At 62.5% G+C, this 20,481-nt stretch carries 18 protein-coding genes; 5 read left to right on the plus strand and 13 right to left on the minus strand.

Features of this window, described 5'->3' with window-relative positions; all coding sequences use genetic code 11:
- Window positions 1-22 precede the first annotated feature (22 nt).
- Together TK06_RS06735 and TK06_RS06740 are read right to left on the minus strand one after the other, a co-directional pair.
- Window positions 23-643, minus strand: a complete 621-nt coding sequence (locus TK06_RS06735; protein ID WP_063321393.1) for a DUF3156 family protein — start codon at window positions 641-643, stop codon at window positions 23-25.
- Window positions 588-2,087 (minus strand): APC family permease, encoded by a 1,500-nt coding sequence (locus tag TK06_RS06740; protein ID WP_063321394.1) that lies wholly within the window; start codon window positions 2,085-2,087, stop codon window positions 588-590. The genes TK06_RS06735 and TK06_RS06740 overlap by 56 nt, the downstream gene beginning before the upstream one ends.
- Before the next feature lie 292 nt (window positions 2,088-2,379).
- Here TK06_RS06740 and TK06_RS06745 point away from each other — a divergent pair, with 292 nt between their 5' ends.
- A complete protein-coding gene (locus TK06_RS06745; RefSeq protein ID WP_063321395.1) occupies window positions 2,380-3,708 on the plus strand; it encodes an alginate export family protein in 1,329 nt (442 codons plus the stop codon).
- Window positions 3,709-3,747: 39 nt separating this feature from the next.
- Here the strand turns inward: TK06_RS06745 and TK06_RS33195 are convergent, their stop codons facing one another.
- Complete coding sequence (locus tag TK06_RS33195; RefSeq protein WP_063321396.1) at window positions 3,748-4,719, minus strand: methyl-accepting chemotaxis protein; 972 nt, start codon at window positions 4,717-4,719, stop codon at window positions 3,748-3,750.
- 208 nt (window positions 4,720-4,927) lie between these two features.
- Here TK06_RS33195 and TK06_RS06755 point away from each other — a divergent pair, with 208 nt between their 5' ends.
- Window positions 4,928-6,415: an aldehyde dehydrogenase family protein gene (locus TK06_RS06755; RefSeq protein WP_063321397.1), complete on the plus strand. Its 1,488-nt coding sequence runs from the start codon at window positions 4,928-4,930 to the stop codon at window positions 6,413-6,415.
- 145 nt (window positions 6,416-6,560) lie between these two features.
- On the opposite strand, the gene TK06_RS06760 is transcribed toward TK06_RS06755, so the two are convergent.
- From TK06_RS06760 to TK06_RS06780, 5 genes are all read right to left on the minus strand, one after another.
- The gene (locus TK06_RS06760) at window positions 6,561-8,018 is read right to left on the minus strand and encodes an amidase (protein ID WP_063321398.1); all 1,458 of its coding nucleotides are present in this window, start codon (window positions 8,016-8,018) and stop codon (window positions 6,561-6,563) included.
- Window positions 8,019-8,035: 17 nt separating this feature from the next.
- The gene (locus tag TK06_RS06765; protein WP_063321399.1) at window positions 8,036-9,292 is read right to left on the minus strand and encodes an MFS transporter; all 1,257 of its coding nucleotides are present in this window, start codon (window positions 9,290-9,292) and stop codon (window positions 8,036-8,038) included.
- A 12-nt stretch (window positions 9,293-9,304) separates the two neighbouring features.
- Window positions 9,305-10,237 carry a SphA family protein gene (locus TK06_RS06770; RefSeq protein ID WP_063321400.1) on the minus strand — a complete coding sequence of 311 codons (933 nt, stop codon included), beginning with the start codon at window positions 10,235-10,237 and terminating at the stop codon, window positions 9,305-9,307.
- Between the two features lie 69 nt (window positions 10,238-10,306).
- A complete protein-coding gene (locus tag TK06_RS06775; protein ID WP_063321401.1) occupies window positions 10,307-11,299 on the minus strand; it encodes a helix-turn-helix domain-containing protein in 993 nt (330 codons plus the stop codon).
- A gap of 111 nt (window positions 11,300-11,410) precedes the next feature.
- Window positions 11,411-12,418, minus strand: a complete 1,008-nt coding sequence (locus TK06_RS06780) for an ABC transporter substrate-binding protein (RefSeq protein ID WP_063321402.1) — start codon at window positions 12,416-12,418, stop codon at window positions 11,411-11,413.
- Between the two features lie 396 nt (window positions 12,419-12,814).
- On the opposite strand from TK06_RS06780, the gene TK06_RS06785 reads away from it, so the two are divergent.
- The 3 genes from TK06_RS06785 to TK06_RS06795 all read left to right on the plus strand — a co-directional run bounded on the left by TK06_RS06785 (window position 12,815) and on the right by TK06_RS06795 (window position 15,327).
- Entirely contained in the window at window positions 12,815-13,354 is a 540-nt protein-coding gene (locus TK06_RS06785) for a kinase inhibitor (RefSeq protein WP_063321403.1), read from the plus strand.
- A 5-nt stretch (window positions 13,355-13,359) separates the two neighbouring features.
- Window positions 13,360-14,178 (plus strand): helix-turn-helix transcriptional regulator, encoded by an 819-nt coding sequence (locus TK06_RS06790; protein WP_063321404.1) that lies wholly within the window; start codon window positions 13,360-13,362, stop codon window positions 14,176-14,178.
- Window positions 14,179-14,415: 237 nt separating this feature from the next.
- Entirely contained in the window at window positions 14,416-15,327 is a 912-nt protein-coding gene (locus tag TK06_RS06795; RefSeq protein WP_063321405.1) for a LysR family transcriptional regulator, read from the plus strand.
- Window positions 15,328-15,526: 199 nt separating this feature from the next.
- On the opposite strand, the gene TK06_RS06800 is transcribed toward TK06_RS06795, so the two are convergent.
- From TK06_RS06800 to TK06_RS06820, 5 genes are all read right to left on the minus strand, one after another.
- Complete coding sequence (locus TK06_RS06800; protein ID WP_063321406.1) at window positions 15,527-16,567, minus strand: ABC transporter substrate-binding protein; 1,041 nt, start codon at window positions 16,565-16,567, stop codon at window positions 15,527-15,529.
- Window positions 16,568-16,748: 181 nt separating this feature from the next.
- Window positions 16,749-17,918, minus strand: coding sequence for an acetylornithine deacetylase (gene argE, locus TK06_RS06805; RefSeq protein ID WP_063321407.1), 1,170 nt, complete (start codon window positions 17,916-17,918; stop codon window positions 16,749-16,751).
- Window positions 17,911-18,585 (minus strand): DUF1028 domain-containing protein, encoded by a 675-nt coding sequence (locus TK06_RS06810; protein WP_063321408.1) that lies wholly within the window; start codon window positions 18,583-18,585, stop codon window positions 17,911-17,913. The genes argE and TK06_RS06810 overlap by 8 nt, the downstream gene beginning before the upstream one ends.
- Window positions 18,586-18,595: 10 nt before the next feature.
- Entirely contained in the window at window positions 18,596-19,006 is a 411-nt protein-coding gene (locus tag TK06_RS06815; protein WP_003201555.1) for a RidA family protein, read from the minus strand.
- Complete coding sequence (locus tag TK06_RS06820) at window positions 19,006-20,331, minus strand: flavin-containing monooxygenase (RefSeq protein WP_063321409.1); 1,326 nt, start codon at window positions 20,329-20,331, stop codon at window positions 19,006-19,008. The genes TK06_RS06815 and TK06_RS06820 overlap by 1 nt, the downstream gene beginning before the upstream one ends.
- Window positions 20,332-20,481: the final 150 nt, after the last annotated feature.

Consider the following 20,481-nt stretch of genomic DNA (forward strand, 5'->3'; position numbering starts at 1 on the left):
ATGCCAGGGCAGCACAACAGAATCAGAGCGTTGCCAGTACCCGCTGCAGACCGCTCAAGGTTGCCAGCAAGACGCCGCGCTGCTCGCGGCTCAACGGGATATACCGACGAAAGGCCGGCATGCGATTGACCACTTCGCTACCGCCCATGTGTTCCACGCGCACGCACCACTGGCGTCCCTGCAAATCGATGCGCAACCGTTTGAAATCCAGGGGCATGAGGGCCTGATACAGCACAAGATCCTGCTCCACCGCCGCCTGCAACCGGGCCGCCAGGTCACTGCGCCCGTCCCGCTGCCGGCAGCGAATACCACTGCGCCGAACAGCCCCGCCGTGGTGCAGCTCCAGGCGCGCCGTGCCCTCTCGGGAGGCAGGCACGCGTAGGACGAACTCGGTCATCACCAGGTGCATCAACAACTGCGACTCGGTGCGTTCGACGATCTCCAACTGCAAGCTGCCATCGTCGGTGGCTGCCGTCGCCGTAGTCGGGCCCGTCACCTCGAATTGCGCCAGCGCCAGGTTGCGCCGCAGGTGCTCCAGGGTCACCCCGGGCCGATACCCGGCCGGGGTGCGCTGGGCGCTGAACGACTCAGACAGTTTTTGCAGCAGGGTCGACAAACTCGCCCGCAAGTTGCCCTGGCTCATGGGAGAACTCCTTGGCCAGCACGTCTTCTACCGGCGCTGGCTTGAATGGATTGACCTTCTGTACCACCAGGGTCCAGAACAAGGCGTACGCTGCCGTGCCGCCGAGCATCACCGCGAAGGGCACGTAGATGTCTGCCGGGTTCATGCCGGGCGGCGTGATGAACCACATGCCCAGCATAATGCCGACACTGGACAGGATCTGTGGCAACGGGAACCACGGCGAGCGATAGGCCCGCGGCAGATCGGGGCGACGAATCCGCAGGCTGACCACCGACACGGTCACCAACAGGTAGGCAAAACTCCAGGCGCACACCGCAGCCAGCACCAGGTGCATGATGTTGTCGGTATTGCCGCCCAGCCACCACGCGTGCAGGCACGGAATCAGCATCGCCACCAGGATGCACAGTAACGGCGTCTTGAAGCGCGGGTGCAGATAGGTGAAGATTTTCGGCAACGCACCGTCCACCGCCATGCCGTAGAGAATCCGCGGTACGCCGGCCATCAGGGTGTTGATGGTCGCCGCACCGGCAAACAGAAAGCCAATGCCCAGCCACATCGGACCGATATCGCCCATGACCTGTTCGGCGAAGCGTGGAATCGCCATGGGGGTGTCCAGCAGATGCACGCCGCTGGTGGCATCGAGCAGCACGTTTTCCACTTGGCGCTTCATCGCCGCACCGTAGATGAACATGCAGGTGGCGACGCTGAACAAGCCCAACATCATCGCCCGGGGCATGGTCCGGGCGGACTGGCGCAGGTCCGGTGCCAGCGGCGTGACGAATTCGCAGCCGACAAACATGAACATGGCCATGCCCACCAGCGACAGCACCGTGACCATATCGGTGCCCACCACGGACGCGCCGAACCAGCCCTCCAACTCCACTGCCGGAGCGGCGATCAGGCCCAGCACGCCGAACACCATCAGGGTGGTCCACATGCCGAACGTCAGGATGATTTCGGCCCGGCCAAAGGCGCTGACGCCGAACGCGTTGAGCACGCCAAAGACCACCACGAACCCCACGCCCAGCAACCAGGAGCCGCCTGCCGATTCGGCCAGGGTGTTGAGGTGCTCGAAGTTCACCAGGGCCATGACGCCGGCCAGGATGGTCTCGGCGGTTCCGGCGAACACATGGACGATCAGATAGGCCGACAAGGTGCCCGTAATCGCGAAGAAACGTCCCATGCCACAGTTGATGTAGTCATAGACCGAGCCGGTGGTCGGAAGAATCGACGCCGCCTCGGCAAACGTCGTCGCCTGGGCCAGCATCATTACCACGGCGATCAGCATCGCCACGGCAAAGGCGCTGCCGCCAATGCCAAAGCCCATGGTCGCGGTGAGAATCACGGGACTTGCCATGATCAGGCCAATGGTGCTGGCCAATGCGGTGGGAAAGCCCACCGAACCCCGGTTCAAGTGCTCGGTGAGCCTGTCATTGATCGACATGGTGCAAGGTCCTCGAAAGCGGATTTTTAGTATGGATGCCACAGCCGTCCAGGAACCGGCGATCATGCCTTCCCCAACCAGTCCCTGATCGAAACGGCGTTGCGTGCAGCCTTACTCTGCGCCGCGCCGCGCCGGGCGTCTTGCCCATGTCTGCCGCCGGTTTTGTTGCTGCCTGCCAACACCGCCGCGCTGGCGGCCTGGATCAACTCCATGGCAGGCAGGTGAAAGACTTCCCTGGGTACCTCTCCCCTTAATGCGCGCTCTACTGTCCTATCGCACTGGGGAATCCACCATGGAGCACACACGCCGTACACCTTTGCTGCGCAATGCCATCGGCCTGGGCATTGCCCTGATGGTCGCCGATTCATCGGCCCAGGCCTATGAGCTTTATTCCGACGAAGACACCACCGTCACCGGCAACTTCCTGGCGGTCTACGGGCTGTTCAACAGCCGCAAGAACTACGACGGCACCGCCGGTGGTTCGAGCTGGCGCGAAGGCTTCATTAAGTATGGCCTGAGTATCGACCAGACACTCGGCAGCCTGGGCAGTGTCTACGGGACGGCCAACCTGGTCAGCTCCGGCACTTGGGGCGATGGCGATGCAGCCGGCTTGAGCGACGGCTCCGAACGCACCACCAAGTTCGATGAAGCCTTTGCCGGCTGGCGTTCGGGGGACCTGTTCCCGGCATTGGGCAAAGACGGTGTCGACCTGTCCTACGGCCGCCAAGTGATCACCCTGGGAGACGGTTTCATCATCAACGACGATGGCCTGAACCTGGGCAAAGGCGTGGCCGATGGCGAGCTCAACCGGGGCGGCGCCTATTACCTGGCGGCCCGGCATGCCTTCGACGAGACCGCTGTCGTGCGCCTGGGAGGCAAGGAAGGCCTGCACGGCAGCCTGATGTGGATCAAGTCCGACAACCGCGCCCAAGCCAACACCGAAATGGCCGCCGGCACCCTGGAATACACCGCCGCGCCTGGCACCCTGGGGCTGACCTATATCCATGGCATCGATGTCGATGACCGCTACGCCAGCGACTTCCAGAAACAGCGCGAAGGCATGGACATCTATAGCCTGCGCGGCGCCGGCAATGCTGGCATCGAAAACGCCCACTTCGCCTTCGAGTACGCCTGGCAGGACAAGGACGCGGGCCCGGAGAAAGCCTGGTACGGCGAAGCCGGCTACACCTTCGCCGACCTGCCCTGGACACCGGACCTGACCTATCGCTACAGCCGTTACTCCAAGGACTGGGACTCGATGTTCAACGGCCAGAACCGCGGCTACGGCACCTGGTTCCAGGGTGAAGTGGCGGGCAACTATGCCGGCCCGTTCAATAGCAATACCGCCATCCAGCACGTGGGCCTCAAGCTCAAGCCGGCAGAAACCGTGACCATTGGCGCACTGTTCTTCGACTACCAGACCCTGCATGCCCGTGACGCGCTGAACCTCGATGCGCAGGAGCTGGACCTGTACGTGGAATGGGCGGTGAATGAACACCTGATCATCACGCCGCTGGTGGGCCTGTACAAGCCTGAGAAGGACGCGGACAGCGGTGGCAATCAGGTCGCCGGCAACGGCACCAACGTCTACAGCCAGTTGGTGGTGGCGGTTCCGTTCTGAACGTGGCGGGAGCTGCCCCGACGGCAGCTCCCGCTCGGCTTACTGTTTGTGCTGATGCAACATGGTCTGGATCTGATGGGTCGCCTGCCGGGTGCTCTGCGCCAGCTTGCGCACCTCATCGGCCACGACTGAGAAACCGCGCCCGACATCTCCGGCCCTGGCGGCTTCAATCGCGGCGTTCAAGGCGAGCAGATTGGTCTGGTCGGCAATGCCCTTGATCACCCCCACCACCGTGGCAATCTGGGCGTAGGTCACCTGGTTCTGTTCGAGCATGCGCTGATGGGTGGACTGGGCCGAGCGCTCATCGCTGATATCACGCACCGCACCAATGACCCGCACCAGTTGCCCATGCGAGTCGCGTACCGCCCGACCGCGTTCACGACACCAGATGTAATCCCGGGTCTTGTGGCGCATCCGGTATTCGAAGACGTATTCACCGCTGCCCTGGGAGCCAAGGATTTCCCGGTCGAAAATGGCCATGATCTTGGGCAAGTCGTCCGGGTGGGTGATGCCGACCTGGGCATCCCAGCCATCGGGCAAGTCATCCGGCCCATACCCCAGCAGCGAACGGAACTGACTGGAAAAGCGCATACCACTGGCCGGGTGCTGGAGGTCACCGTTGACGACCGTGATATCCCAGCAGCCTTCAGTCAAGGTCGATTGCAGCAACTCCCAGATCTGCGCATCCTGGCGTTGTTGCTGTAGCTGCTGGCGGTGTTCGCCCAGACGAACTTCAAGCGCCTGCTCGCGCTCAAGGGCTTGCTCCAATTGCTGGCGAAACCTGTGCATCTCACGCTCGCAATGCTGCCATTGCAGGGTTTGCGCCTGCACTTGTGCTTCGACCTGATGCAGATGTGCAGTCGCGCTCGCCACCTGCCGTGCATGCTGTTCAAGGACGGTGCGCAGTTGCGGATACGCGTCGAGCTGCGGCGTGTCCTCCGTTTCGCCGGTCAGCACGCGTTGCACCTGCGCAGTCAACGCCAGTCTCTGTTTGTTGGTCTGGAGAAACATCGCCCGCCCCTATGCCATCAAGTCGAAACCCGGATCTGATCGCAAACCGGCCAGGCTGGCTTGTCCCTGCCTGCACGAGGCCTTGCTCCTGGCTGCCAACCACCCAGGCTGGCAGCCACAGACATACGGCGCGGCAGGCACAGTCAAGCTGGATGGTCCTGCCGGGATTACCCTCGGGGCTTTCCCTATTCGTGATCAGGAAACCCTCATGAGCGATATTGCCCTGCTGCCTCAGGTCGAAGCCTTCCTCGGCAGACATCACGCCCTGTTCATCGACGGTGGCTACGTCGAAAGCCAGAGCAGCCAGACACTTGACGTCGTCAATCCTGCCAACGGCCAAGTCATCGCCCAGGTCAGCGACGCCACTTCCGGCGACATTGATGTGGCGGTGGAGTCGTCCCGCCGCGGCTTCAAGCAGTGGTCCCAAACGGCACCCGCGGTCCGCGGCCATGTGCTGCTCAAGTTGGCAGACCTGCTGGAACGCAACCGCGAAGAGCTGGCGCAGATCGAGACCTGCCAGTCGGGGAAGATCATCCACATCTCCCGGGCCTTCGAAGTCGACCAGGCCGCTCATTTCCTGCGTTACTACGCTGGCTGGGCGACCAAGATCAACGGCGAGACGATCACCCCATCACTGCCCTCCTTCGCTGGCGAACGCTACACCGCGTTCACCTTGCGCGAACCGGTTGGGGTGGTGGTCGGTATCGTGCCGTGGAATTTTTCCACCATGATCGCCATCTGGAAATTGGCCTCAGCCCTGGTGACCGGTTGCAGCATCATCATCAAGCCCAGCGAGTTCACCCCGCTGACCATCCTGCGCATCGCAGAACTGGCCATCGAGGCCGGCCTTCCGGCCGGTGCCCTGAATGTGTTGACCGGCGGCGGCCAAGTGGGCAAAGGGCTGATCGAACACCCGGGCACCAACAAGGTCTCATTCACCGGTTCCGTGCCCACCGGCCTGGCGGTGGGCCAAGCGGCCATGGGCGCCGGGTTGACCCGTGCAACCTTGGAACTGGGCGGGAAGAATGCGGCGGGGTTCCTGCGGGATATCGATCCCGAGGTGGCGGTCAACGGCATCATCGAGGCCGGCTTTCTGCATTCGGGACAGATCTGTGCCGCAGCGGAACGGTTTTTTGTCCATCGGTCGCAGATCGAGTCGATCATGGACAAACTGGCCCAGCGCCTGAGCAAACTCACCATCGGCTCGCCCCTGGACGAACGCACCGAATTCGGCCCGGTGACCAACCGCCAGCACCAGCGCAAACTCGCGGAATTCTTCGCCAAGGCCCGCGCACAGAACAACACCATCGTCCACGGCGGCAAGCTGATCGATGGACCGGGTTGCTATGTGGAGCCGACCATCATCCTCGCCAATCGCCGCGACGACAGCCTGCTCAACGAAGAAACCTTCGGCCCGATCGCCACGTTCTTCCCTTACGACAGTGAGGAGGAACTGCTGGAGCTGATGAACGACACTCCCTACGGCCTGAGCGCCAGTCTCTGGACCAACGACCTGGGCAAAGCCCTGCGCATGGTTCCCGCCATCGAAGCTGGCACGGTCTGGGTGAACATGCACACCCTGCTCGACCCGGCGGTGCCTTTTGGCGGCAGTAAATCTTCAGGGATAGGCCGTGAATTCGGCAGTGCATTCATTGATGATTACACCGAACTGAAGTCGGTGATGATCCGCTACTGACCTTCAAGGGCTCTGTGACAACCCCAGAGCCCTACCCGCAAAAATCCCCCTTGTGGGAGCGGGTTTGCTCGCGAAAGCGGACTATTCAGTCAACCATGATGCCGACTGACCCAACGCCTTCGCGAGCAGGCTCGCTCCCACAGTTTCACCGCCGGCAGGCGTTGACCCGTGGAACTCGGCCGCGCCAGGGCTGGGCGCGTTCCAGTTGGGCGGCCAGGGCCAGCAAAGTGTTTTCCTCGCCAAAGCGACCGGCAAAATGCGCCCCCATCGGCAGGCCATTGGCGCTCCAGGACAACGGCACGGACATCGCCGGCTGACCGCTGGCATTGAACAGTGCAGTGAATGGCGAATAGCTGTGGTAGCGCTCGATCAGTTGATCCAGGCTCATGCACACATCCTGCAGATCCAACTCGCCAATCAGCACCGGTTCACGGGTCAGGACTGGGGTCAGGATCACGTCGTAGTCCTGCATGAACACCGCCAACTGCCGGCCGAGGGCATGAATCCATTCCACCGCCGCGGCATATTGGGCGCCGCTGACGTTGCCCTTGTCCCGCAAGATGATCCGGGTGCGCACCTCCAGCTCTTCGGCCTGCACGGCAAACCCACGCATCTGGCCCAGCAGGTCGACATAGTGACGAGAGCTGGCGCCAATGATGGTGAACACGTGGTCGAGAAACTCCAGCAATCCCACCGGCAGGCTCACCGGTTCGACACGGTGCCCCAAGGACTCGCACAACCGCGCGGCCTCGCCCACCGCCTGAAGGCTCTGGGGTGACGTAGGCCAAGGCTCGAGTTGCTCGACCAGGGCAATGCGCAACGGCTTGGGATCAGCCTGCACCGCCATCACATACGGCAACGCCTGGACCGGCGCGGCATAGGGCGCCCCCAGGTCCATCCCGGCGGTGGCGTCCAGCAGCGCCGCACTGTCGCGCACCGACAAGGTAATCGCATGGGGCGTGCCCATCCCCGCCCAGCCCTCGCCCACTATCGGCCCCGACGGCAGCAAGCCACGGCTGGGCTTGAACCCGAACACACCGCAGCAAGACGCCGGCACCCGCAATGAACCACCGCCGTCGTTGCCATGGGCGAACGGCACCACCCGGGCCGCCACCAACGCCGCCGCGCCGCCACTGGAGCCACCGGCGCTGTGGTCGGTGCTCCAGGGGTTGCGGGTGGCGCCGAAGCGCGCGGACTCGGTGGAGTACGAGGTGCCGAACTCCGGCGAAGTGCTGGTGCCCATCACTTGACATCCGGCACGACGCAGACGCGTCACGACTTCCGATTCGAAATCCGCCCGGAAGTCGCCCAGTGCGCGTGAGCCGTTAGTCATCGCCGCGCCGTGGACCGGCGAAAACAGGTCTTTGATCAAGGTTGGCACACCGGCCAGCAAACCTTGGCCAACCTCTGGCGTACGCGCCGCCTCCCGAGCCGAATCGTACAAACGCTCTGCCACCGCATTGAGCTGCGGCTCGACCCGCTCCAGGCGCTCGATGGCGGTTTCCAGCAGTTCGCCGGGCTGGACTTCGCCACGCCTGACCCACTCGGCCAGCGCCGTGGCGTCTTCACTGTCCATCAAATGGTGGATGTCTTGCATACCCATGTTTCAGATTCCTTATGTCACGACGATTGATGTGATCCGACGGTGCTCGCCTGCCCCTGGCCCCGTGCACGCAGACCGGCAATGACCCAGAACAATGCCAAGGTAAAACTGGCCAGGGCCAGCCACTGGATGGCGTGACGCAGGTCACCGGCGAAGACAACCACCGACGCCACCACCAGCGGACTGACGAATTGGCCGATGTACAGGCACGAGGTAAACCCGCCCAAACCCCGGCCGCGGGTGTTGGCGGTCAAGGCATTCATCACCGGCGCCATCACATTGGGCACCAGCAACCCGGCCCCCAGGCCCTGGATGAACACCGCCACCAGCACAGCGTTGTAGCTTTGTCCGCGCATCAGCAACCACAGCCCCAGGCCCATCAAGCCGAGCAACAATGCGTTGCAACCGGCGATGCCGAAGCGACGGCGCAGCAACGGCCACATCAGCGAACCGCCCAAGGTCGCCAACAGGCTCAGCCCCGCCGCCAGGCCGATCAGCGTGCTGGAGGTGATGCCCAGGCTGACCAACAACGTCGGCGCCTGGATAGGCATGATGAATGTCAAGACCATGCCGCCCAGAATCATCAGGTAGCCGACCAGCAGTGGCAGCACGGCGACCTTGGCCGGAGCCGACTCATCGACGCGCTGCTCGACCTTCTGCTGCTTCGTCACCGGCGGTTCCCAGAGGACTTTCATCATGGCCGGCACCAGCAGCAGTGGCAGCAGATACAACAGGAATGGCGCACGCCACGAGTGCTCGCCGAGCACACCGCCCACCACGAAAAACAGCGCCCCCACCAGGCCAATGGTCACCACCTGCCGGTTGACGTAACGCAACCGCTCCTCGCCCTGCCAATAGTCAGCGATCAAGGTTGCGCAGCAGGTCATCACCGCAGCCTCCGTACACCCGAACAACAGCCGCACACCGACTATCGAAGGCAGGCTATCGAGCAGGGCCGGCAATGCGCCGAGCAAGGCGTAGAGCACCGTGGCAATCACCAGCAACGCCTTGCGTCCAACCCGGTCGGCCAACCAGCCAGCCAAGGGTGCGCACACTGCAATCGCCAGGGCGGGACCGGTAATCGCCAACGGCACCAGCAGATCGGCGCGCGGTTCCAAGGGACCGAATTCGGCCCCCAACCGGGGCAGGATCGGCGTGACCATCACCGCGCCCATGATCGTCAGGCTGCTGCCCAGCATCAGCACCCCGCCTTCGCGCCAACTGGCCTGGCGCGACGGGGTGGCCGCCGTTGAAACGGAACTTGATTGGTTCATGACGAGCCCCTTCTAGAAACTGTGGGAAATACGCAGCGCCGCGGTATAGCCCTCGGCGCGGTTGCGCGCATCGAGCTCCTTGTAGACATGCAGCCACACGGGTGGAATGCCGGGCTTGAAGTAGCTCACCGCCGGCCCGACCGCCAACACCCGGGCGCGATTGCCGGTTTCCAGCCCCGGCGCGTCGTCATCGGTGAACTGCCGGTAGTAGTACCCGCCCACGCCCAAGGTCCATGGCCCGACGTGCTGGCCCACGGCAAATTCGTGACGGTACTCGACGCCATTCTTGTAGTCGGTGGCGTGGTTGCGGGTGTTGATGTCGGCTTCAAAGCTGGAAGACACCTCGAAGCCGCTGTCGAAGATGTAGGTGGCGTTGAGGATCGGCGAGAAGGTCCAGTGGTTGAGACCCGGCGAGATCAAGCGATCCTTGTCGTAGTCGCCCGTGGGGGCCTGGATCTGGAACTGTGCATTGACGAACAGGTTCGGCGACAGGGTCCATTGCAGGATAACCGGCAACACCTGGATATCAGCCAGGCGAAACGGGTCGGCCGCAAGGTCCAGCGGACCGACAGGCGTCTGCACCTGTAGCGAAGCGTCCATCTGGAAAAACGGCACGACGGCGCCGAAGCCATACTTGGCACCCAGCACCGTGTAATCGGTCATGCGCATGTAGGCGACGCCGATGGACAAGACATCCAGGGAGAAATTGTTGTCCACGGACTTGCCGTGGCGATCCTTCTGCACGTTGGCCGAATAGAACGCTGTACGCAGGCCGACGGTGCCAAAGGGCGTGGCCGGCGGCATCATGCCCGCGCCGAAATCATAGACCCCGACCGCCGTGGTCGGCGCGCCGTTTTCGGTGCCATGGGCAACGGTGCAGGCACCGAGCAGCCCCAGGGTTAACCACGTACAGTGCCAGACGTTTGTTTTTTTGTTTTGGTACATCGAATGCCCCTCCGACCATGTGGTGTTGGGGTCATCCTAGGGAGCCAGCCGGTCAGCCGTTATCCGTTTTCAGCACAGATGCGTGCGACGCAAGGTGTGTGACGGGGTTTCGCCAAACAGGGTCCGGTAATCACTGGAAAACCGGCTCAAATGCCAGAACCCCCAGCGTGCCGCCACCTCCTGCACACCCAGCACCTGATCGCCATTGCGCAGCTCACGGCGCACCGCATTGAGGCGCAACGCCCGCAGATAAGCCACCGGATTGATGCCCAGGGTCTCCTGGAAGCAATACTGCAGTTTGCGTCGGCTGGCACCGATGTGATTGCACAGGTCGAGGATCGACAGCGGCTCATCGACATGGGCCAAGGCGTACTCCCGGGCGCGGTCGACCATGCGTTTGCGCGCCGTGGGACTGAGCGGTGGTGCTTCGTCCGGCGCCACCAGTTCCAGTATGTGCAACATCACCGTGTCGCGCAGGCCCCGGCGAATCGACTCGTACCCCAGCAACGAGTCACGCCCCTGCTCGCCCCCTTCAAGCTCATCGAACAACGCCGCAAGCTCGGCGGGCAGCGTCGAGTTGCCAAGACGGTAACACTTGGGAAGATCGGTAATTCGAAAGCGACTGCCTTGTCGCTCCAGCACATGCTCCAACGCCTGCTCGTCGATGGCGACACCGAGCAGATCCAGATGCTGGGGCGTGCGCAACTCAGGCAGGTTATGCCCATGGGCGACCAATAGGCTCGGTTCGACAATCGGGTGCCCGGAGCAAAAGACCGGCCCATCCGCACTCAGTGGCACGCTGAAGGTGATGGCGCCCTCCCAGGCCATGCCTTGCTTGGTCAGGGCCTGATTAGAGCGGTCGCGCACCAACTGCATCCAATCCGAGCGGAACTCGATCAACTCGCCGTCGAAGCGACCGGGGGTCAACTGGTCATAGCAGACCTGCCACCCCCCCATGTTGCGGGCGTGCTCATCGATGTCAGCGGTGCGGAACCGATTGATCGGCAGCGTCGGCAACAGGTCCGACGAGACCGCTGGCTGCGCCATGTTGGAGTTGTTCATTGACCCGACCTTTGATGATTCCAGGGCTTACGGGTCAAAGCTCAGGCAAGTTCCATTCCGCCCCGTGGACCGGTCGGGCAATTGTGCCGAAAACGGATAATCGGCCCGGATTCAGCTGCCGGCGTCGGCATGGGCCTCTTCGAAGAAATAGTCCTTCCAGCTGTCGGCCTTGTTTTTCAACACGCCCAGTTCATGCAGTTTTTCGGCATAGATGTAGGTGCGTTGCGGAACGACGATGAAGTCGATTTCGGGGTCGGTGACGATTTTTTCCACCAGCGCCAGCGGCAACTTGGACTGTTCAACGCGGATGTAGGTCTGGGCAGCGGCCGGCTTGTCGGCCTTGATGATGCCTTGCGCCTCCACCAAGGCATCGTAGAACGCCTTGTAGGTCTTGGGGTTTTCGTCGTGGAATTTTTCCGTGGTGTAGAGCACGTTGAACGTCGCCGGCCCGCCCAGCACATCATAGGAACTGAGCACCTTGTGCACATTGGGGCTTTGCAGTGCCTGGTACTGGAACGGTGGGCTGGAGAAGTGCGAATTGATCTCCGACTGGCCGGCGATCAGCGCCGCCGTCGCATCCGGGTGCGGAAGGCTGACCGAGATGTCGTCGAATTTCTTGAAATGATCGTTGCCGAACACCTTGGCGGTTTCGATCTGCAACGTGCGCGACTGGAACCCGACACCCGCCGCCGGGACGGCGATCCGGTCCTTGTCGGTGAAGTCCTTGAGGCTCTTCACGTTCGGGTTGTTGGTCAGCAGGTAGTTGGGCATCGACCCCAGCGAGGCGATGGCCTTGACGTTCTGCTTGCCGCGGGTCCGATCCCAGATCGTCAGCATCGGCGGAACGCCCGCCGACACCACATCCAGGGCGCCGGTCAGCAAGGCCTCGTTCATCGCCGTCGCGCCGGAAATGCTGTTCCAGTCCACTTTGATATCCAGGCCCTGGGCCTTGCCATGCTTCTCGATGAGCTGCTGGTCACGCACCACATCCAGGATCAGGTAGCCGATACCGAATTGCTGGGCAATGCTGATCTTGCCCTCGGCATGGGCCAAGGGATTGAGCAGCGCAGTGGCCGCCAGGGAAACCAACAAGGTGAGCGCAGGACGCTTGAAAGCCATGGTCTGGTGAACCTCACAGTAGGTGAAAAGACTGAAGGTCACGACTTTAAAGCTATAAGAATATTAATTTAAATACCTTAATAGAATATAAATAGCACCTAAATATTCAGTATCCGAGCCTATGAAGCCGCACTCACGGGCACGATCACTTGATAACCTTGCAGACCTCCCCTGACGAACACCCGGCGCGAAGCGAACATGAACGAGATGTCCCTGGATATCGGCATCGCCACCGAGTCCGCTTTCAAATGGCCCAGGTGCTGGAATGGCGCCTGGCTAACACAGGTCGGTAGTCAATCGAGCATTTCGGCACTTTGGCCGAGCGTTTCGGCACAGTAACCACTCCTTGTTCATCCTAGACTCGAGCTTCACTTTTAAGCCCCAGATGGAATCACGATGAAAATCAGGTCACTCCTGCCTGCACTCACCATGGCCGTAGCATTCAGTGGATACGCTGCCGATTTCTCACTGACCAGCCGGGATATTGCTGACAACCGTCCGCTGACCAGTCGCGAAGTGTTCCAGGGCTTCGGTTGCGAAGGTGGCAACACGTCTCCTGAGCTTTCCTGGACAAACGCCCCCGCGGGGACCAAAAGTTACGCGATCACGGTCTATGATCCCGATGCGCCGACGGGTAGCGGTTGGTGGCATTGGACAGTGGTCAACCTACCCGCTTCTACCCATAGCTTGCCAAGCGGAGTGGGAGCGAATCTGCCTGCCGGTGCCGTACAAGGGCGAACCGATTATGGCCAGCCAGGATTTGGCGGGGCTTGCCCACCGGTAGGGGATAAGCCCCATCGCTATCAATTCACCGTATGGGCATTGAAAGTCGATAAGCTCCCCCTCGACGGTGAGGCCAGTGGCGCCTTGGTTGGATACATGCTCAATGCCAACGTCCTGGCCAAAGCGACGATCACTTCAACTTACGGACGTTAAAAACGATGCGCGCTTGTGACGGCATACAGCACCGGGAAAACATTATCGATGCGTGTGTCATACAGGCGCGACAACCCCTTAGCTTGTCAAGGGTACCGGTGTTCGCGACCACTCTGTGTCGAGTGCGGCAGGGGGAAAAACTGTTGCAATGGGATGACCGGGAGATGCGCGCGGGGCCGCAACATCTGATTCTGATGCCGGCCGGACGCGAGCTTGGTATCTCGAACTTCCCCGGCCCTCACGGTCACTACATCGCCGATGCGGTCACCTTTCCGCTCTCGACACTGCGTAACTTCAGCAGCCGATATAGCCAACAGATCATGAGCCGTCGCGGTGCACTGAAGACCGATCTGTGCGTCCCTCTGGACAGGCACACGACACAGGCATGGAATCAGCTGTTGGCCTCCATCAATGCGAACGCCCCGGACGCATTACGCACGCTCTATGGGGAAGCGGTTCTTCTGAGCCTGTGCCTTGGTGGCCAGATCGGACCTTTGCTGATGGGGCGCAACGATCCCATTTGCGAACGTGTGCAGCAGATGGTGATGGGCAGCCCGGAGAGAGACTGGACGGTGGCGAGCGTTGCCCAGCAACTTAACCTGGGTGAGTCGACATTGCGCCGCCAACTGGCGAATGAGGGGGACAGTTTCCGGAGCATCCTGGAGGGCGTTCGACTGGCGACAGCATTGCAATGGTTGCAAACAACGTCTCGTCCCATCGGTGAAATTGCCGGAGCCTGCGGTTACGCCTCGGCCTCACGTTTTGCGGTGCGCTTTCGCTCGCGCTATGGCCTGTCGCCACGTGAATTGCGGGCAACGATTTAAGCATTGCGGTGAGGTTCCCTCCGCTCGACATAACCTGGCACACCGTCGATATCCTTCGGGTCTTCGCCGGTCTTTCCCGACGCCTGCCAACGATCCTTGGGCAGGCGTTTTTTCCGGTGCTCGTCCCCAAGCCAGCCTGAATATCGTCACTGCCCAGCAAAATCCGCATCAATGCCCGCCCATCGCCCTCCGTGCACAAGGTAAGGTAGGCAGAAATCATCCGGATCGAGGTGTGCCGTGGCGTCCTATTCCTTGCGTCAGCTGAAGTACTTTGTCACCACCGTCGAATGTGGCAGTGTCGCCGAAGCCTCTCGCAAGCTGTACATCGCCCAGCCGTCGATCGCTTCCGCCATCAAGGGCTTGGAAGACAGTTTCGGTGTGCAATTGCTCATTCGTCATCACGCCCAGGGGGTATCGCTGACGCCCGGCGGCGCGCGCTTCTATCGCAAGGCCCAGGAGCTCTTGCGCATGGCCCGGGAGTTCGAGCAGAACGCGCTGGCCGATAACGATGTGGTCAGCGGACAGATCGACATCGGCTGCTTCGAAACCGTCGCCCCGCTCTACCTGCCACGGCTGATCGCGGGCTTTCGCGAGCGCTTCCCGGGGGTGGAAATCCGCGTGCAGGATGGCGAGCAACAGGAGCTGGTGCAAGGCCTCACAGGGGGGCGTTTCGACCTGGCGATTTTTTATGAACACGACCTCGACAGTACCATCGAGACCGAAGCACTGACGGCGCCGCAACGCCCCTACGCGTTGTTGCCGGTGGGGCACCGCTTCGCCGACCAGGCCCAGGTGTCGCTGCGCGACCTGGCCCTCGAACCGATGATCCTGCTGGATGTGCAGCCCAGTCGCACTTATTTCGTGAGCATCTTCGAGGAGCTGGGCCTGACGCCCAACATTGTCTTCAGTTCGCCGTCCATCGAGATGGTGCGGGGCATGGTCGGCCAGTCCTTTGGTTTTGCCGTACTGGTGACCCGCCCGCACTCCACCTGCACCTACGATGGGCAACACCTGGTGTGCGTCGACATCGCCGAGGACGTGACCGGTTCGGCACTGGTGGCAGGCTGGCTCAAGCGCGCGCACCTTACCAAGCCGGCGCAGTTGTTTGTCGACTACTGCAAGGAACAGTTCAGGCAATGGTTGCCTTGAGCCACGACAGGCCAGGCACAATTGCCCGCCCCGGCCTGTAAGTAAAACACCAACCCCGTGGCGAGGGAGCTTGCTCCCGCTGGGTTGCGCAGCGACCCCATGCAAGCCGAACGCGGTCAGGCTGATACACCGAGGCGCCTGGTGTCGGGGCTGCTGCGCAGCCCAGCGGGAGCAAGCTCCCTCGCCACAAGGGATATGTCTAGCGAGCGGCCCAGGCGTTGAAGCGTTGTTCCAGTTCCTCGCCATGATCGACCCAGAACTCCGCGTCCACGGCTTGGGCTTCAGCCAGGTTGGCCTCGGCGGTGGGCAACTGTTCCTGTACCGCCGTCGGCAACAGCGCCAGCGTCTTGCGGTGCACCGGCCCATAAGGGATGTTTTCCGAAAACACCTTCTGGGTCTGCGGCTGGCTGGCAAAGGCAATGAACTGCTCGGCCAGGGCCTTGTTCGGCGTGCCCTTGACCACGGCCCAGTACTCCGGGTCGTAGAGGCTCTGCGGCCAGACGATGCTCAGCTTCATGCCTTCTTTCTGCGCCGACGCGATGCGTCCGTTGTAGGCCGCACTCATCGCCACGTCCCCCGCCACCAACCACTGCGCCGGTTGCGCGCCGGCTTCCCACCACTGGATGTTCGGCTTGATCTGGTCGAGCTTGGCGAATGCCCGGGACACGCCTTCCGGGGTGTTCAGCACCTTGTACACGTCCTGCGCCTTGACCCCGTCGGCCAGCAAGGCGATTTCCAAAGTGTACTTGGCGCCCTTGCGCAGGCCGCGCTTGCCCGGGTACTCGGCAACGTTCCAGAAATCCGCCCAGGACTTGGGGGCCTTGGCCAGCTTGCTCTGGTCATAAGCCAGGACCATCGACCAGACGTAGGTGGCGACCCCACATTCATTGAGCGCTCCCGGCACATAGTTCGCCGGGTCGCCCAGGCGCCCCAGGTCAAGCTTCTCGAACAGCCCCTCCTCGCAACCACGCAACAGCTCGGGGCTCTCCACTTCGACGACGTCCCAGCTGGTGTGGCCGGCGGCGACCATGGCCTTGATCTTCGACAATTCACCGTTGTATTCGCCAGCCACGATGTTTCCCGCACCGCTGGCGTTGAAAGGTTGGAAGTAGGCCTTGTCCTGGGCCTGCTTGGTGGCGCCGCCGAAGGAAATCACGGTCAGGCTCTGTGGCGCGGCCAGGACACTGGTACTCAGCAACGCCAGGGCACACGCAATATTGCAACGCAAGGATCTGGACATGAAGCGGTTCCTCGAAAATACCGGCTCGCCCGCACGAGCCGGTGACGGGACTCAAAAGTGACCGTAAATACGGGCGGCAAGGTCTACAGCAAAGGCTCTTGTCGGCCTGTTCATGGGTGTCGCCTGGCTGACCACGAGGAATCTCCTTCCATTGAAATCGTGCTCCTCAGGCACCTTGCGGTCAGCAATCATTGGGTTCACAGAGATAGCTCGCCAGCCGATCCATCAAGCGGTCGCAGGCGGCCATTTGTTCAACGCTCACGTATTCGTCGGGCTTGTGCCCCTGGTCCATGCTGCCGGGACCACAGACCACCGTCGGCACCCCGGCCTGATGGAACAGGCCGCCTTCGGTGCCAAAGGCGACGGTGCCGAACGCGTCGCTGCCGCACAGTTGCGCAATCAGTCGGGCGGCCGCGCTGTCCGGCGAAGTGGCCAGGCCCGGGTAGGCCGACAACGGTTCGAAGCGGATAGCCGTATCCCCCGCCACCGCCTGCATGGCCGGCAGCAGGGTCTGCTCGGCATAACCTTGCAATTGCTCGACCACCACGAGGGGATCGAAATCCGGCAAGGCGCGCACCTCGAAATCGAAACGACAGTCCGCCGGGACGATGTTCAGCGCCGTGCCGCCGTGGACCACCCCGACCTGCACCGTGGAACACGCCGGGTCGAAGCGCGGGTCGTGCCGTGAGGGTTCGGCCAACTGCGCGCCGATCTCGCCCAACCGCCCGATCAGGCGCGCCGCCTGTTCGATAGCGTTGACCCCATAAGGGGCGTAGGCCGAATGGCAGGCCGCCCCTCGCACATGACAACGCATCGCCAGCTTGCCTTTGTGCCCCAGCACCGGTCGGAGTTGGGTGGGTTCGCCAATCAGGCACAGGGCCGGTTGCGCGATCCGCCGAACCAGCACCTCCAGCAAGCTGTGAACGCCCAGGCAACCCACCTCTTCGTCATAGGAAAACGCCAGGTGCACCGGTCGCCGAAGCGGGCTGGACAAGAACACCGGCACCGCCGCGAGCACCGAGGCCAGATACCCCTTCATGTCCGCCGTGCCGCGCCCGAACCATTTCCCGTCCATCTCGGTCAGGCAGAACGGATCGACCGTCCAGGCCTGCCCGTCCACCGGCACCACATCGGTATGCCCGGACAACACCACGCCACCGGGCACCGCAGGGCCAATGCTCGCCAGCAGGTTGGCCTTGGTTCGCTCGGCGTTGTAGATCAGCTCGCTGTTCACGCCCAGCCCTTGCAAGTAGTCGCGCACGAACTCGATCAAGGCCAGGTTCGAATCGCGGCTGACCGTGGCAAAGCTCACCAGCTCGGCAAGCAGCGCGCGACTGCGCAGCTCACTCATCACCCGGCACCCCATAACTCGGCGCCAGGGTCGGGTTGAGCGCACGGGTCAGGTAATCCTGCAATTGCGGCTGATAGGCGAGCCAGAGTTTTTCCAGCTCGCCGATGGGACTTTCCTCGGCCCAATCCACCCGCAGATCGACGATGGGCCAGGTCAGGTCATCCACCACCGACAACGCCGCCGAGTGCACCGCCCCGGCTTCGCCACCGGCCGCCTGCCCGGCCTGCAGCGCGCTCAGCAGGCGTGACGCGAGACAGCCTTCGCTGCGTTCGAAAGCCGCGACCATGGCCTCGATCACCCCCGGGTTGGCCAACAGATTGCCGGCCACCACGCACTGATCACCGGCCAGTGCGTTGTGAATGCCCAGGGCGTGACTGCCAGTGAAAATCGCCGTGTGTCCGTGGGCATCGACCACGGCCACCTGGCGGTACTGGCTGTAGCCGTTGCGCGCCAGGGCGCGGTCCACCGCCTCTTGCGCCGTCAGGCCGCCCGCCAGCTCATCCAGGATCAGCGGGCCGAGGGCCGGCAGCGTAATGTTCTGGCTCGACACCGCGCCGACGCCGGCGCGCAACCAGGGGCAACGGGCACCGACGGCAATGCTCGAGGAACTGATGGCGATGCCTAACTGGCCAGTTTCGGCGCAGCGCCCGACGATGGAAAAAGTCATGCCGCACTCCTTATTCGGGGATCACCGCAATCACGTCGATTTCCATCAGCCACTGCGGCTGGCCCAGGGCACTGACCACCAGGCCGGTGGAGATCGGAAACACGCCCTTGAGCCACTTGCCGACCTCCTGGTACACCGGCTCGCGATAACGCGGGTCGATCAGGTATGTCGTGGTCTTGACGATGTGGCTCAGGTCGCTGCCGGCCTCTTCCAGCAATTGCTTGACGTTGCGCATGGCTTGCTCGGCCTGGGCGCGAGGATCGCCCAGGCCCACCAGTTGACCGTTGAAGTCGGTGCCGACCTGGCCGCGCACATAGACGGTGTTGCCGGCGCGCACGGCCTGGCACAGATCGTTGTCCAGCGTCTGGTTCGGGTAGGTGTCCTTGGTATTGAACATGCGAATACGCGTGTGAGTAGGCATCAACGAACTCCCGTGAGACTGGTTTTCGAACGCTGTGAATCGCTGTCGAGCGCCGACGCCTGGCGCTGGGCAGCATCCTGATAGGCGAGATAAATGCGTTGCTTCACGATGTGGTCGGCAATATGCCGGGCGTCATGCCAGACGCCCCAGATGAACGCCGAGCCCCGTCGCGACAGCCAGGGCAAGCCGACGAAATACAGGCCCGGTTCCCTGGAAACGCCACGCTGATGCCGAGGCTTGCCATTGGCGCCGAGGGCGTCGACCTTCAGCCAGCAGTAATCCACCGAGTAGCCGGTGGCCCAGATGACACTGGTCACGCCGGCGGCGACCAGGTCCAGTTCCAGGATCGGCTGGGTCAGGCATTGCGGATCGGGCAGCCGATGACGAGCTTCAGGTTCGATCGGCAGGTCCAGGCCGTTGCGGGCGATGTAGGCGTCGGCGGCGTCCAGCAGCGCCAGGTAGTTTTCGTCGCCGCGGGCGATGTTTTCGGCCAGATTCGGTTCAAAGGTCACCACGCTGCCATTGAACGATTTCGTCAGCCCCACCAGGGTGATGCCCTCCTGGGCCAGCCGGCGAAAATCCACGGTATGGCCACCGCGGGCACCGCTCACCGCGATAGTGACGTGCTCCTTGCCTGGCTGGACCGCCTCCGCATCCCACTCGCCCAGCACACCCAGCCACCAGCAGAAATCGCGGTTGCGATAGGCCCGGGGCGGACGATCGTGGGCGCCCACCGAGAGATAGACCTGTTTGCCGGCGCGCTGCAGTTCATCGGCGATCTGCACCCCCGACGACCCGGCGCCCACCACCAACACAGCCCCCTCGGGCAATTGCCGGGGATTGCGGTACTGGGCCGAGTGCAACTGGGTAACCGTCGCCATATCGGGTGCAATCGGTGGAATCACCGGCCGCTGAAAAGGCCCGGTGGCGACGACGACATGGATCGCCTCGATCAAGCCTTCAGAGGTTTCAACGGTGAACCCCGGACGGCCGACATTGCGCTCGACTTTCCTGACCTCCACGCCGGTACGGATCGGCGCGTTGAACTTGTTGGCATAGGCTTCGAAATAATCGGCCACCTGGTCCTTTGTCGCGAAGTCATCAGGACCGAGTCCCTCGAATTCCAACCCCGGAAAACGGTCATGCCAGGCCGGGCCATTGGCGACCAGCGAATCCCAACGTGATGTGCGCCAAGCTTCGGCAATGCGGCTTCGCTCCACCACGAGATGCGGCACGCCTTGCCGGCTCAAGTGCTCACTCATGGCGATGCCGGCTTGGCCGGCGCCTATGACGAGCGTATCGATGTGTAGGGTTTCAACGGGCATGTCTGTGCACTTCCGGCAGTAGGTTCGATTCAGGCGGGCATGGCGCCGCCTCGGGTTCGGCTTTCTTGTTGTTCTGCGGTTGCGGTTATCGAGATGAGGTGTCGAGGCGATTGTGTTGGCAGGCGGGAATTTGCGAAACGAGGGTTTTTA

Source organism: Pseudomonas fluorescens (assembly GCF_001623525.1).
In the GTDB taxonomy this organism is placed as follows: domain Bacteria; phylum Pseudomonadota; class Gammaproteobacteria; order Pseudomonadales; family Pseudomonadaceae; genus Aquipseudomonas; species Aquipseudomonas fluorescens_Q.

Excerpts from the sequence above, each read along its gene's own strand:
- TK06_RS06785 (WP_063321403.1), top strand. The coding sequence starts at position 12,815 with ATGAAAATCAGGTCACTCCTGCCTGCACTCACCATGGCCGTAGCATTC.
- TK06_RS06800 (WP_063321406.1), bottom strand. The coding sequence starts at position 16,567 with ATGTCCAGATCCTTGCGTTGCAATATTGCGTGTGCCCTGGCGTTGCTG.
- argE (WP_063321407.1), bottom strand. The coding sequence starts at position 17,918 with ATGAGTGAGCTGCGCAGTCGCGCGCTGCTTGCCGAGCTGGTGAGCTTT.
- TK06_RS06765 (WP_063321399.1), bottom strand. The coding sequence starts at position 9,292 with ATGAACCAATCAAGTTCCGTTTCAACGGCGGCCACCCCGTCGCGCCAG.
- TK06_RS06820 (WP_063321409.1), bottom strand. The coding sequence starts at position 20,331 with ATGCCCGTTGAAACCCTACACATCGATACGCTCGTCATAGGCGCCGGC.
- TK06_RS06760 (WP_063321398.1), bottom strand. The coding sequence starts at position 8,018 with ATGGGTATGCAAGACATCCACCATTTGATGGACAGTGAAGACGCCACG.
- TK06_RS06740 (WP_063321394.1), bottom strand. The coding sequence starts at position 2,087 with ATGTCGATCAATGACAGGCTCACCGAGCACTTGAACCGGGGTTCGGTG.
- TK06_RS33195 (WP_063321396.1), bottom strand. The coding sequence starts at position 4,719 with ATGTTTCTCCAGACCAACAAACAGAGACTGGCGTTGACTGCGCAGGTG.
- TK06_RS06770 (WP_063321400.1), bottom strand. The coding sequence starts at position 10,237 with ATGTACCAAAACAAAAAAACAAACGTCTGGCACTGTACGTGGTTAACC.
- TK06_RS06775 (WP_063321401.1), bottom strand. The coding sequence starts at position 11,299 with ATGAACAACTCCAACATGGCGCAGCCAGCGGTCTCGTCGGACCTGTTG.
- TK06_RS06745 (WP_063321395.1), top strand. The coding sequence starts at position 2,380 with ATGGAGCACACACGCCGTACACCTTTGCTGCGCAATGCCATCGGCCTG.
- TK06_RS06790 (WP_063321404.1), top strand. The coding sequence starts at position 13,360 with ATGCGCGCTTGTGACGGCATACAGCACCGGGAAAACATTATCGATGCG.
- TK06_RS06810 (WP_063321408.1), bottom strand. The coding sequence starts at position 18,585 with ATGACTTTTTCCATCGTCGGGCGCTGCGCCGAAACTGGCCAGTTAGGC.
- TK06_RS06780 (WP_063321402.1), bottom strand. The coding sequence starts at position 12,418 with ATGGCTTTCAAGCGTCCTGCGCTCACCTTGTTGGTTTCCCTGGCGGCC.
- TK06_RS06735 (WP_063321393.1), bottom strand. The coding sequence starts at position 643 with ATGAGCCAGGGCAACTTGCGGGCGAGTTTGTCGACCCTGCTGCAAAAA.
- TK06_RS06755 (WP_063321397.1), top strand. The coding sequence starts at position 4,928 with ATGAGCGATATTGCCCTGCTGCCTCAGGTCGAAGCCTTCCTCGGCAGA.
- TK06_RS06815 (WP_003201555.1), bottom strand. The coding sequence starts at position 19,006 with ATGCCTACTCACACGCGTATTCGCATGTTCAATACCAAGGACACCTAC.